Genomic DNA, 12,571 nt, shown 5'->3' on the forward strand with positions numbered 1-12,571 from the left:
TGACCAGACCCGACAGTGCTCAGTTGCTTGAATTCAGGTTACGGTCTGAGCTGCCAAGGAGTACTCCCAGGCTCTCGCGTCCGACTACGCCCAGAAGATCATCGGCGCCAAGATCTGCGGTCAGCATGGCATATCGAAGTCCCCAACCACGCGCTCGTTTCCACGTTGGACTGCCAGCTTCAATGCCGTAACTCTCGAACGCACGACTAATGCCCACAGGCGTGAAATGCATCCAGAACATACCTAGATCCGAGGCCGGGTCGCCAACACACAAGTCCCCGTAATCAACGAGACAGACTGACGGATGTGGCAACTCGTGACCAACAACGGTGTTGTATGGATGCGGGTCACCATGCAGCCATACTGGGGCATCTTCATAGTTCTCCGCCTCCAAGGCATCCTGCCAAATTGCCAAAGCATCAGCTTGCAATGCGGCATCCAAGTTTGAAATTTGCTCATGAGTCCGCGCATCAACCAGCGTCAAGGCACAACCACGAAATTCGCTTCGCGGTTCCGGCGAGCTGGCGGGTTGATGCAGAGCTCGCAACAGTTCAGAAAATACTTCCGCGTATTCATCGCGATCTTGGCGTTTGAGTTGAGCTGCGCTATTTCCAGGAACGTAGCGGCAAATCGAAAAGGTAAAGGGGTAGCTGTCAGTCGGCTGACCTTCAAAGATCGCTAGGCCAATATCCACCCCGGTGTCCTTTGCCAATTGCGGAAGCCAACGGCGCTCTTTGACGCCGATCCCCTCCCCATTTGTCTTCGGGGTAAACGGATCAGCAGGGAATCTCCGAGACGATAAACCTCGTTGTCCCAACCGGTGGCAAGATAGCTGATTTCTTCATGAGCCCACTGTGGCGCTTGCGTTGCTATCAGCCCTCGAACCATTGCCAGATCGATGGCGACTTCTGCCTCGGGCATGACGGACTTCTTAGCTGGCGGGTTGCTCATCGCTCAATACTAATCTTTCGCTTGGAATGGACCGTACTCTGACTCCTCGAAGCGAACTCAGAATTGGGACCGGCCTGCCGTCAAGAATTGATTTGGGAGCCGACCCTGATGGCAAAATGATGATCAAAAGCCACTTAGATTATTGAGGAAGCTGACCTCTATGCAGGCACTGCCCGTCGTTCGCTACGCAGATCTTTCGGCACAGCCGTGGAAGAACGGCAAGGGCGTATCGCGCACTGTCCTTAGCGATTCAGATGCCCGTGGGGCGTGGTCGTGGAAAGTTAGCGTAGCGGAAATTTCTCAGGCTCAGCCCTATAGCCAATACCCTGGAATCCAGCGGATTCAGGTCGCCCTAGGCCCTGGCGAGATCGACTTGAATATTGGTGGCCAAGCCCATCGTCTTCACGCAGGTGAACAGGTAGCGTTCGCTGGTGAAGATGAAGTTTCAGTTGCGCCACTTGGCACTGGATTCTTGGCCCTCAACCTTATGTTCGTCGGCGAAAAGTGGGAGGCCAAGGTGTCGACTATCGGCGCTGCCAGCCTCAGGGCAACAAGTGGGGAAGGGAAAATCCTTGTTGCACTAGATGAGTATTGCCGGGCTGACGGCGAGCCTCTGGCTCGGCTGGATGCACTCATAGTTCCCGCAGAATCGCAGGTCACCACCGCGGGTCATTTTTATCTGGTGGCCTTCACCCCTTTAGCCAAGGTCAGTGACTCCGAGGCCTGAACTCGTTAGCGATGCGTCCCGGTCAAGTACCTTTGGATGGTCGGGCCGACCTCAGCGACGATCTCCTCATGAGTCCGCGAGGAAATGTCCGGGAGTTGGATGACATAGCGGGTGAAGCCAATGCCGAGCATGTGAGCGGCGGCCAGGGCAACTCGCTTACTTTGATCCGGATCAGCTTCGGAGAGCTGCGGAACGCCCCGCATTCGTGATCCGAGGACCGTCTTGAGCATATCCGCCGCGCTATTTGAAGTGGAAGCGGACCGAACTAGTGCCAACATGATGTGGCGAGTTTCCTCTTCTTCCCAAAGGTGAAGGTAGGTATCGACCACTCGGGAACCTATATGGGCAGGATCACCAAGAAAGGCATTTCCTAGTCGCTGTGGGATGGTTGTGTGCTCAGTCAAGGTTGTCGCAAATAGGGTCGCCTTGTCCCCAAAGAAGTGGCGAATCAGTGCGGGGTCAACACCGGCTGACGTGGCAATAGTTCTAATTGACGTCGAGTCATAACCCCTCTGCGAAAACAGTTCTCGCGCAGCATCCAGAATTGCTTCCTTCGTGCCACTGTCACCGGAACGGCGTCCAGTGGGGCGCTTATGGAGGGGCTGCTCGTCTTGATCACTCATATTTCCAGTATACTTCTACACCTGAGGAATTCCTCAGGTGTAGAGTTAATGATCAAGAGCCATGACATCTCGAAAATCTGACTCTGCGTGGAGAAGCCCATTCGAGACCCAACAGTTCTCGGCGAAAGCCACTCTCCGCCATAAAACTTCCCTCAAGAAGACCGTCGGTCGCAGATTTTACCTTTCTGCCACTGCCCGCCCTCGTGCTGAAATCAACGGAGGAGTCAGCCATGACATCCCAAGTAACCACCCCAACACCACATACAAAATGGCCAGTCGCGGTGGTCATCGGAGCCCTAGCCTCACTCGTGCTGGCAGTTGTTGTGCTCGCCTTCCTCTGGCCCGGCAAAACCGCGCAGGCAGAAAATCTGCCGGTCAGCATTTCAGGCGATCAGGCCAAAGTATCCGCTCTCCAAAGTGCCATGGGCCAGAGCAATACCTTTGAGTTCGTCACGGCACAAGATCGCGCGGATGCCGTGGACCAAATTGAATCCCAGCAGACGTACGGAGCCATCGTCCTGGGTTCAGGCGCCGAAGTTCCTGAGGTTTTGACTGCTCCCGCAGCAAGCCCGGTATCAGCTCAGATGCTAACTGGCGTAGCTACCCAGTTGCAGGCTCAGGTGTCACAGCAAGTAGCTAAAGCTGGCGGCGACCCAGCGTCCGTGAAGGTCGCGGTCACCCCAGTGGTCCCCTTCTCCGAGCATGATCCAAATGGTTCCGGGCTTGCTTCAGCGTCCTTCCCGATGGCCATCGGCGGCATGATTGGCGGCGTACTTATTTCATTGCTGATCACCGGCCCAGTGCGGCGTTTGGTCGCCGTAGCTAGCTTTGCAATTTTCGCAGGGCTCGTTATCGCGTTCATTATGCAGACCTGGTTCCAGTACCTTCAGGGTGAATTCTTGATGAATTCCCTGGCCATGGGACTGACAATGATGGCAACCGCATCCTTCATCGTTGGCTGCACCTCACTGATTAGCCGGGCAGGTATCGGAATCGGCGCCGTACTGACGATGTTTATCGGCAATCCCCTGTCGGGTGCAACCATGCCGTGGCAATTCTTGGCTGCCCCATGGGGTGCGATCGGACAGCATCTGGTCCCAGGCGCTTCCGGATCACTCATTCGATCGCTGAGCTACTTCCCTGAAGCTTCTACCGCTGGTCAGTGGTGGACTCTTGGCGCATGGGTCTTGCTCGGTGTCGTATTAACTTTGATTGGGCATTTCCGTGCCAAAGAATCAATGCACATGCCAGAAAGCACGCTGGAAACAGCCCATGCTGGGAAGCACGCTTCCTAATTTAGCTGGGCCGTCAACTTGTTGATGGCCCAGTTGACGTGCTTCTCAATAGAACACTTTTCAAGAGCACGGACGGATCTGATCCGCCGTGCTCTAGAAGTAGACTCTGGACTAGTCGCTTACCTATCCAGATAAGGAACTGTCCTCAGGATCCGGTCTAGAATCATGGCATGAGTTCATCGGCAGCCAGCGAACAAATTCTCGTTCAACTTATCCTTGAAAAGTTTGACCAGCTCTATAAAACTGTCGATGACATTCCGGAGGAATTGATCAATAGATGCTTGCCTATCGAAGGCAGCAATTCGCCGGTGCAAATCTTGTTGCACTGTTGTGGCATGACGCGTCGCTGGTCTTCAACGGTCAACCTCGGCATCGCAGTCCCCCGCGACCGAGACGCTGAGTTCAACGCAAAAATGGTGAAGGCGGAAGCGTTGATGTTGGCTTCCGAAGCCCGAACAGCATTCGTTGCAGATATCTCGCGCACCGAGTTACAGCAGCCTCCCGCCGTTATGCCACCGGGTCGTGATGTCGAATATTGGATGGCCACCTGCGAAGGCGTCCTCATGCATGTGCACAAAGAGCTTTGCCAACACCTGGGCCATCTAGAAATCACTCGTGATTTCTTGTGCCACCCCGCTAAATGAGATCTTGATCAGCGAAGTCAGACTTGCAAGTCGTTCCAGTCGAACCGGGTAGTTTCACCACTCTCCCAGTCCTGACGGAGAATTGCGTAGGCGACTGACGCCATTCTTGTACCGTCATCGGCGGGCCAACTCATCCGGTAGTGGGCCTCCTTGAGGAAACCTGCTTTAACGAAAGTTTTACGCATCGCAAGATTGTCTTCTCTGGTTTGGCCCTCGAATCGCAGAGTCTCAGGGTGGTCATTAAAAACCTTGTCGGTTAATTCCTTCAGCACTAGGACACCCAGACCTAATCCCCGATAAGTCCCCGCCAAGCGCAGGTCAAACATTGGGGTGTCGTCTTCCAGGTCTTCCAGCACTGCCATTCCGAGGCATTCGCCGTCGCCAATGATCCAAAAACCCTGGCTCTCGTTGTTCCAATATCTTCCGCCATCGACTACCCCTGTTAACTCCACTTCTGTCCATTCTCGACGAACGTGGAACGGGAAGTTGTTGGTAGATAAAAACGTGACGATGGCGTTGCTGTCTTCCGGTCCCATCGACGTAAACGAGATCTTCATGGCGCCAGCCTACACAAACCATGTCGGTCTTGATTACCCTATTCATGAATGCAGGTGTCAATCTCGCTCTAGAAAATGGCCACTGTCATGTCATACCTCTGTCAATGAACTCAAGACGTCCTGCGTGGAAACCACCTTAGCAAAGCCACCTCCATGCAGATTCGTCGCCGTAACCTGCATGAGAGTGGCTGCCGAAATTACGGTGCCATCGGGTCCTGCCAGATCAAAAGTTCGGGTAGCGTCGAGCGGCACGATGACATCGAACCCAAGATTGCCTCCCATGCGAGCGGTCGTTTCTACACAAAAGTTGGTTTGGATTCCACAGACCACAATCTGATTGATCTGCCTAGCTCTAAGCCACTGTTCCAAATCCGGAGCACCATAGAATGATGAGTTCACCGTTTTGGACACCAATAGATCAGGGATGACTGCCTGCACCGATTCTTGAAGTTCATTTCCGGGCCCTTGGACGTACAAGGGCGAATCCGAATTTCGACTATCGTGCCTAACTATGACTATCGGCATTTGCTTTGAGGACCAAGCCTTTAGCAGTTGCTCAACGTTGTTCTCGCATGCGGGGTAATTGATCGTTGGACCCCATGAGGCATCGTAAAAACCATGCTGCATATCAACCACAATCAATGCTGTCTTTTCATTTCTAATCATGTCTCTAGTTCACCAGTGTTCAAAGGACTCAACCAGTGGCAGGAATGACAGTGTTCGATAAGATTGCGCCATGACCAATGTGGGAATTTTAGTTGGACCGGGACGCCGTGCGTTTGATCTTGCGGTTGTGCGCGAGGTGTACGATGACCGCTCGGATCGAGGGCTCCCTCGGCCGACGGTGCGAATCCTTGCCGCCAGGGCAATCACTGATCTTGATCCGCTCCACTCGATACGCCGCACCCATGGTCTGGATACGGTGGAGGAGCTCGACATGCTTGTGGTTCCTGGAAGTGAGGACCCACTCGCGGAACTTGATGCTCGGGAAGTTTCAACGGTTGCACGGGCCGCATCAGCCGGCGTTCTTGTAGCATCGTTATGCACCGGGGCATTCACGCTGGCTGCCGCCGGACTTCTTGATGGACGACAGGCAACGACGCACTGGCGTTATGCCGATGAACTAGTCCGACGCTACCCAAGAATTCACGTCAAAGCGCGCGATTTATATTGCGGCGAAGACAAAGTATGGACTTCGGCCGGTGTCACCGCTGGAGTTGATCTCTTATTGCAATTGGTTCGTCTGGACTGGGGAACCAGCGCCGCAGAGACTGTTGCAAAGGCTATGGTCACCCCAGTTTTTAGGCCGGGTACTCAAGCTCAATACGCGGATACGAACACTCCAACAAGCTCAGCGCCATCAGTCGAAAACCTGCATTTTGAGGTTAGAGCAGATCTTCAACGACCGTGGAGCGTCAAAGATCTCTCAGCAATTTGCGCAATGTCTCCCCGGACTTTTCACCGTTGGTTCTCTGCCACTGTAGGAACAACACCGGTCAGATGGCTCAATGATCTACGAGTGCAAGAGGCTCAACGGCTTCTTGAACAAACTGGCTTGTCGGTTGGTGCCATAGCTCGCGAGGTCGGCTTCGCATCAGACGATCTACTACGAAAGCACTTCACCGCCAGGCTGGGGATCACACCAACCAGTCACGCATCGACGTTCCGTCAACCACGTCCTTGATGAACTGAGACTTTCTGCTCGTATAGGCAAGGCGGTCGCTTCCAACGCTCTTGGCCAATCCCAGTTTCAGATTTACGTAGCAATGACCAAAGTTGCCTCTGTTCTGAGTCGGTCTCGAAACGCCATATGATCTTGTTCCCACTTTGATCCAGTCTCACACACGTGAACATGCACGGTTCGTGGTTTCCCCGCAGGCGGGCGAAAGAGACGATGATCGGTTTGTCGATGTCGCACCACCGGGCTCAGACCTTCAAGGGCACTACGATGCACAGACGCGTCTGCGATATCTGGAATGCCAAATATTGATGCTCAGCGAACGCTTGAGCTCGATCAATTCACGTTTCGCCGACGAGCAGATGACATTTTTCCTTACAGGTGGCTCCACTCATCCAAAAGGACTATAGAAAATCACTTGACGTGAGCATAGTGTTAAAGCCGACTAGAAAATACCATTTGCACCGCGTTGAAGCTTGGTGCCGCTCATGCTGAAGGGAACGTGGGGCTTTTGCTGGCTTGGCTAGGGTTAGACGGTAAATCCAAAAACGAATCGGTGCCACTTTGGAACGGTGTCAGCGAAAAGGCCAAATGGGGTTCGCTTCTGGTGTGTCTAGGAATATCGTTCCTGACTTTCGCCATCACGCGTTGGTTATTCAATGACTACACAGAAGTACTGGGCTTTGTTCCTTGGATTTCCGGTGCCGGCGTCTTGCTCATTTCGTCGCTCCTCGTCGAGCGATCCCTTACCAGAGCCTCATTGACCTCACGCACTCCAACTGATGACAAACTGCAGTTCGCATTTGTTCCATAAATACCTCCAGTAAAATACTGGAGGTATTCTTGTATTACACACCCTAGCTTGCGCTAAATAACCAGATCACTCGATCAATCGTCGTTCATTATTGGCAGTCGCATGTGCTCCATTTGGAGTGGAGCTTAGCTCCGGGGACCATATCCAAGCCGTCAAACAATCGTTTTAGTGCGGACCGGACAACATGCCGGAGTAACGCACTACCCGACTGGTTTCCCGTTTTCACCCAACACCGCTTGACCGTCAGTATGCAGTGGGTTCTTGGTCGTTGGTATCCAGGCGCAACGAGCCTGCATGCCCGATTCCGCTTGTTCATCCCTGATCATCACGGAGCCTAGTGACCACTGTCCATCTTCAGTTACTTCACCGACAGCATCTGGTCCGGCCATGTAGCCCATCATTGCTTGAGGCTTCAGAGGCATCTTGCTCTTGGCATTCGGGGCAGAATAAATCGGGATTGAAACCGCGATAGTCTCACCCTTTGCCTCCGGATGACAGTAACCGCCATATCCCCCAGGCTGGTCCGTACGCACAAGATGGTACTGGTCATCGCCAGCAAACTTTTGGACGCCTACCGTTCGTTCCTGCTTCAGCGGGCCATTTTCAGAACACGCAGTATCTTGGAAGTTGCTGCGTAGATATTCAGTGATTTTGATGCCTCGTTTGGCAGGGACAACACTGCGAACTGTTGATCCGCAATTATGCGTATAAGCGATCTCGCCGGGAACCTGAACAGGTCCCTGTTTGGTAGCTACCCACGCAATATAGTGTTGCCAATAAGCGTTGCCGGAAGTGCTCGTAAACGCTGCGACGGCATCGTCCACGCCGTCACCGTTCAGATCCGCATAAACAATCTTGCCAAGCTCAAAACTGCTGAATTCGTCACTGGCTTTCGAGTCAACAAGCTTTACTTTGCTGTCTTTCTCCGAAGCAGCCAACGGGTCAATCCAAGTCTTATTTCCAAGATCTGCATCTCGTAGAGACTTGATCGCAGGCGCCGTTTTACTTGGCGAGGGCACAAGTGTGGGCGTAGTAGTCTTCAGCTCAGAATCGGGTGAACTACAGCCAGCAAGCAGTAGGACCAGAGTTGCGACAAAGCCGAAAATCTTTACTCCACGAGATGCATTGATCATGCTCAGATTTTATCCGAATATCAAAATGCCTCATAAAACCATGAGTCATCAACATGACATCATTACGGCTTCGGTTAAAACGCTGGCCCCGGACTTCCCAAAGGGAACTCCGGGGCCAGCACGACCTAGCTGAAGTGTTAGGACTAGAGTCCCAGCTTCTCCATCACGATTTCACGAACGCGGCCGGCGTCGGCCTGTCCGCGGGTAGCCTTCATGACAGGGCCCATCAGCGCACCGATGGCCTGCATCTTGCCGCCCTTGATCTTCTCGACGACATCAGGCATCGCAGCCATGGCATCATCCACGGCCTTGCCCAGTGCGTCATCGTCGTTCACGACAGCCAAGCTGCGCTTGTCAACGATTTCGCTTGGGGTGCCTTCGCCAGCAATGACAAATTCCAGTACCTGGCGAGCGATCTTATCGTTGATCTTCTTGCCCTCAATGAGCGAGTTCAGTTCAACGATGGTCGCAGGAGTAACGCCCAGAGCAGCGATGTCCTTGTCCGCAGCCTTGGCCAGACGAGCGATCTCGCCCATCCACCACTTACGGGCTACAGCAGCCGAGGCACCAGCAGCAATGGTTGCTTCGATCTCGTCGAGCACACCGGCGTTGACGACGTCGCGGAATTCCTTGTCCGCGTAGCCCCACTCAGCCTTCAGGCGCTTGCGACGCTCGGCCGGTGGTTCTGGCAGACGGCCGCGCAGCTCTTCGATCCACTCAACGGTGGTGACGATAGGCACCAGGTCAGGCTCTGGGAAGTAGCGGTAGTCATCAGCATCTGACTTTGGACGACCCGAGGTGGTGCTACGGGTATCTTCATGCCAGTGGCGGGTTTCCTGAACGATCTTGGCTCCGGAATCCAGCACCGCTGCGTGACGCTCGATCTCGAAGTGCACTGCGTGCTCAACGGCGCGCAAGCTATTGACGTTCTTGGTTTCGGTACGGGTACCGAACTTCTCGGCGCCCTTGGGCATCAGCGAAACGTTGGCGTCGCAACGTACGTTGCCGCGTTCCATCTTGGCGTCCGAAACACCCAGGTTCTTCACGATTTCGCGCACTGCAGCCACGTAGGCCTTGGCCAGTTCTGGTGCGCGCTTGCCAGCACCAGTAATTGGCTTGGTGACGATCTCGACCAGTGGCACACCTGAACGGTTGTAGTCCACCAGCGAGTAGTCAGCACCCTGAATACGACCGGTTGCGCCACCCATGTGGGTCAGCTTGCCGGCGTCTTCTTCCATGTGGGCACGTTCAATCTCAACGCGGAAGATTTCGCCATCTTCCAGCTCAACGTCCAGGTAGCCGTCGTAGGCAATTGGATCTTCGAACTGGGAGGTCTGGAAGTTCTTTGGAGTGTCCGGGTAGAAGTAGTTCTTCCGGGCAAAGCCGCACTTCTCGGCGATCTGGCAGTTCAGTGCCAGGCCGATCAGGATGGAGTACTCGACGGCGGTCTTGTTGACCACTGGCAGTACGCCGGGCAGGCCCAGGTCTACCGGGGTGACGTTGGTGTTCGGCGCATCGCCAAAGGCGTTAGGTGCGTCGGAGAACATCTTGGTCTTGGTGTTCAGCTCGACGTGGACCTCAAAGCCCAGTACCGGATCGTAGCGATCCAGTGCTTCGTCGAAGTCGACCAATTCATCGGTGTAGTTGCTCATGATCTCTAGGCCTCCTGCGCGATCGAAGCGGTGTCAATGGCTGGTGCCTGCGAGATCAGCGACTGACCCCACTGCTTTTCCAGCAGGGTTTCCAGTGCGGCGCCGGCACGGTACAGACGTGCGTCTTGGAAGGCCGGAGCCAGGAACTGGATGCCTACCGGCAGGTTCTCGGACAGGCCGCCAGGCACGGTGATGCCTGGGATGCCAGCGAGGTTAGCCGGGATGGTTGCCACGTCGTTGAGGTACATGGCCAGCGGGTCATTGTCGTTGGCGCCCAGCTCAAAAGCTACGGTTGGAGCGGTTGGCGAAATCAGTACGTCAGCCTGCTCAAACGCGGCGTCAAAGTCACGCTGAATCAGGGTGCGGACCTTCTGCGCTGAACCGTAGTAGGCGTCGTAGTAGCCGGCGCTCAGTGCGTAGGTACCTAGGATGATGCGGCGCTTAACCTCATCGCCAAAACCAGCGGCACGGGTGGAACCCATAACCCGCTCGATGGTCATCGGACCCTCTTGTGGAAGCACACGCTTGCCAAAACGAACACCGTCGAACTTGGCCAGGTTGGAGGATACTTCCGAAGGCATGATCAGGTAGTAGGCGCCCAGCGCGTACTTAAAGTTCGGGCAGGAAACCTCAACGATTTCTGCGCCGGCAGCCTTGAGCAGTTCCAGCGACTCGTTGAAGCGTGCCTGCACGCCTTCCTGGTAGCCCTCGCCCTGCAGTTCCTTGATGACACCAACACGCAGCCCCTTCAGGTCTCCGGTGGCGCCAGCCTCAGCGGCAGCAACCAGACCTTCAAGGTCCTTTGGCAGTGAGGTGGAATCCTTCGGATCGTGTCCGCCGATCAATTCCTGCAGGTAAGCCGAGTCCAGCACGGTACGCGATACCGGGCCGATCTGGTCCAGCGAGGAAGCCATAGCGATCGCACCGTAACGCGATACCGCGCCATAGGTTGGCTTCACGCCAACGGTGCCGGTGACAGCACCTGGCTGGCGGATGGAACCACCGGTGTCGGTACCCAGTGCCAGTGGAGCTTCAAAGAAGCCACTGCAGCAGCCGAGCCGCCGCCGGAACCGCCAGGAATGCGGTTCAGGTTCCAAGGGTTGCGAGTCACACCGTACGCGGAGTGCTCGGTGGAGGAACCCATGGCAAATTCATCGAGGTTGGTTTTGCCAAGCATTGGCAGCTTGGCAGCACGGATCTTCTCGATCACGGTTGCGTCGTACGGGCTCATCCAGCCTTCGAGCATCTTTGATGCTGCGGTGGTTGGCTGGCCCTTGGTGACGATCAGGTCCTTGATGGCGATGGGCACGCCGGCCAGTGGGTGCAGTGCTTCTGCGTCGGCGCCGCCTGCGGCACGGATGGCGTCAACTTCTGCTGCTACGGCGAGCGCCTCTTCGGCGTTCACGTGCAGGAAGGCGTTGAGCGCGCCGTCCACTTCAGCAATGCGATCCAGGTGCGCCTGTACTGCCTGCACGGAAGTGACTTCGCCAGCGCGCAGCTTGGCGGCCAACTCGGTGCCGGAAAGCTTAATCAGTTCGTTCATGAAATTATTCACCGTCCAGAATTGCTGGGACCTTAAAGCGGTCCGAATCAGAATCTGGGGCGTTGAGCAGAACTTCGTCGATGCTCAGCGTCTGCCCCACCGTGTCTTCGCGCAACACATTGGTCAGCGGGATTGGGTGGCTGGTGGCTGGGACGTCGGAGGAGGCGACTTCGCTGACGGACGCAATGGCACCGACGATAGCGTCGAGCTCACCGGTCATTTTGTCCAGCTCTGCGCCGCTCATCTCGATGTGGGCAAGGTGTGCCAGATGCACAACGTCCTCACGGCTGATGGCAGACATGTATCTCCCTTAAATGGCGGTTTGGTTTCATAGACAAGTCTATCCCTTACGCGCCGACCATCAGACCTTTATGTGCCCGGTTCGTTATGCTGTGCGCAATACCAAACCAGTGAGTTCTTGGCCCAGCGCGTTCTCCCAGTAGCCGATGACCCCATCAGCGCTGGAAGCGCCGGATACTGGCTTGCGGATGATCGCGGCCTCTTTGCCCGCAGGGTTGCCGTTGACCTTGATCCGTGGATCATCGGTGAATGACTCACTATGGTGCTGGGGTGCGGTCTTGCCAGCGAGCAATTGACGCGCTTGGGCGGCAAAGACCGGGTCGCCGGCAGCATCGTAAATGTAGCGCGGACCTAAAATGGCGTGCTCGCTGATGCCGATCAGATGCTTTTCTCCCCGGGCAAGGGTGCACCACGGTAGGTGAGCGGCAGGTGGTAAACCACGTCAGAAGTGTCCGAATGGTCCGCGTAGATACGTAGTTCTATCCCAACTTCACCTTGCGGGTCTTCTAAGCGGAAACCGCCGATGTGCTGAAGTTTTGGGGTGCCTTTACCCGTATAGAAGTTCTGCTTGGGCAGCCAAGCGGAAACCAACTCGTTTTTGGTTGGCGACATACTGGTGTTGTAGACAATTCCCATGCGCTTAGTCTGTCAATT

15 protein-coding genes and 1 pseudogene are annotated in these 12,571 nt (G+C 55.1%); 4 read left to right on the top strand and 12 right to left on the bottom strand.

What is annotated here, in order from left to right:
* Window positions 1-19: 19 nt before the first annotated feature.
* Window positions 20-694, bottom strand: a complete 675-nt coding sequence (locus tag N6V40_RS15535; RefSeq protein ID WP_262198162.1) for a phosphotransferase — start codon at window positions 692-694, stop codon at window positions 20-22.
* Window positions 679-951: a hypothetical protein gene (locus N6V40_RS15540; protein WP_262198163.1), complete on the bottom strand. Its 273-nt coding sequence runs from the start codon at window positions 949-951 to the stop codon at window positions 679-681. Before N6V40_RS15540 ends, N6V40_RS15535 begins: the two co-directional genes overlap by 16 nt.
* 160 nt (window positions 952-1,111) lie before the next feature.
* Between N6V40_RS15540 and N6V40_RS15545 the strand changes: the two genes are divergently transcribed.
* Window positions 1,112-1,678 (top strand): HutD/Ves family protein, encoded by a 567-nt coding sequence (locus tag N6V40_RS15545; protein WP_262198165.1) that lies wholly within the window; start codon window positions 1,112-1,114, stop codon window positions 1,676-1,678.
* Between the two features lie 5 nt (window positions 1,679-1,683).
* Here the strand turns inward: N6V40_RS15545 and N6V40_RS15550 are convergent, their stop codons facing one another.
* Window positions 1,684-2,301, bottom strand: coding sequence for a TetR/AcrR family transcriptional regulator (locus N6V40_RS15550; RefSeq protein ID WP_262198167.1), 618 nt, complete (start codon window positions 2,299-2,301; stop codon window positions 1,684-1,686).
* A gap of 230 nt (window positions 2,302-2,531) precedes the next feature.
* Between N6V40_RS15550 and N6V40_RS15555 the strand changes: the two genes are divergently transcribed.
* Both N6V40_RS15555 and N6V40_RS15560 read left to right on the top strand, forming a co-directional pair.
* Complete coding sequence (locus N6V40_RS15555) at window positions 2,532-3,596, top strand: hypothetical protein (RefSeq protein WP_262198168.1); 1,065 nt, start codon at window positions 2,532-2,534, stop codon at window positions 3,594-3,596.
* Between the two features lie 170 nt (window positions 3,597-3,766).
* Window positions 3,767-4,240: a mycothiol transferase gene (locus tag N6V40_RS15560; RefSeq protein ID WP_131090100.1), complete on the top strand. Its 474-nt coding sequence runs from the start codon at window positions 3,767-3,769 to the stop codon at window positions 4,238-4,240.
* A gap of 17 nt (window positions 4,241-4,257) precedes the next feature.
* Here N6V40_RS15560 and N6V40_RS15565 read toward each other — a convergent pair whose 3' ends face one another.
* Window positions 4,258-4,797, bottom strand: coding sequence for a GNAT family N-acetyltransferase (locus N6V40_RS15565; RefSeq protein WP_131090101.1), 540 nt, complete (start codon window positions 4,795-4,797; stop codon window positions 4,258-4,260).
* 90 nt (window positions 4,798-4,887) lie between these two features.
* Complete coding sequence (locus tag N6V40_RS15570) at window positions 4,888-5,463, bottom strand: cysteine hydrolase family protein (RefSeq protein ID WP_131090102.1); 576 nt, start codon at window positions 5,461-5,463, stop codon at window positions 4,888-4,890.
* 70 nt (window positions 5,464-5,533) lie between these two features.
* Between N6V40_RS15570 and N6V40_RS15575 the strand changes: the two genes are divergently transcribed.
* Window positions 5,534-6,481, top strand: a complete 948-nt coding sequence (locus N6V40_RS15575; protein ID WP_262198169.1) for a GlxA family transcriptional regulator — start codon at window positions 5,534-5,536, stop codon at window positions 6,479-6,481.
* 72 nt (window positions 6,482-6,553) lie between these two features.
* Here the strand turns inward: N6V40_RS15575 and N6V40_RS17795 are convergent, their stop codons facing one another.
* The 7 genes and pseudogenes from N6V40_RS17795 to N6V40_RS15605 form a co-directional block, all read right to left on the bottom strand.
* Complete coding sequence (locus N6V40_RS17795; RefSeq protein ID WP_131090371.1) at window positions 6,554-6,784, bottom strand: GrpB family protein; 231 nt, start codon at window positions 6,782-6,784, stop codon at window positions 6,554-6,556.
* Window positions 6,785-7,489: 705 nt separating this feature from the next.
* Complete coding sequence (locus N6V40_RS15580; protein WP_262198171.1) at window positions 7,490-8,422, bottom strand: hypothetical protein; 933 nt, start codon at window positions 8,420-8,422, stop codon at window positions 7,490-7,492.
* Window positions 8,423-8,565: 143 nt separating this feature from the next.
* On the bottom strand, window positions 8,566-10,074 hold the full coding sequence (gatB, locus tag N6V40_RS15585) for an Asp-tRNA(Asn)/Glu-tRNA(Gln) amidotransferase subunit GatB (RefSeq protein ID WP_262198173.1): 1,509 nt from the start codon (window positions 10,072-10,074) through the stop codon (window positions 8,566-8,568).
* 5 nt (window positions 10,075-10,079) lie between these two features.
* Window positions 10,080-11,617, bottom strand: a pseudogene (gene gatA, locus N6V40_RS15590) (Asp-tRNA(Asn)/Glu-tRNA(Gln) amidotransferase subunit GatA).
* Window positions 11,618-11,621: 4 nt separating this feature from the next.
* Window positions 11,622-11,918, bottom strand: a complete 297-nt coding sequence (gene gatC, locus N6V40_RS15595; protein WP_022875011.1) for an Asp-tRNA(Asn)/Glu-tRNA(Gln) amidotransferase subunit GatC — start codon at window positions 11,916-11,918, stop codon at window positions 11,622-11,624.
* An 84-nt stretch (window positions 11,919-12,002) separates the two neighbouring features.
* Window positions 12,003-12,209, bottom strand: coding sequence for a hypothetical protein (locus N6V40_RS15600; RefSeq protein ID WP_262198177.1), 207 nt, complete (start codon window positions 12,207-12,209; stop codon window positions 12,003-12,005).
* Between the two features lie 86 nt (window positions 12,210-12,295).
* Window positions 12,296-12,553, bottom strand: coding sequence for a maltokinase N-terminal cap-like domain-containing protein (locus N6V40_RS15605; RefSeq protein WP_262198178.1), 258 nt, complete (start codon window positions 12,551-12,553; stop codon window positions 12,296-12,298).
* Window positions 12,554-12,571: the final 18 nt, after the last annotated feature.

Origin of the sequence: Glutamicibacter sp. M10 (assembly GCF_025452055.1) — a bacterium.
Lineage (GTDB): Bacteria > Actinomycetota > Actinomycetes > Actinomycetales > Micrococcaceae > Glutamicibacter.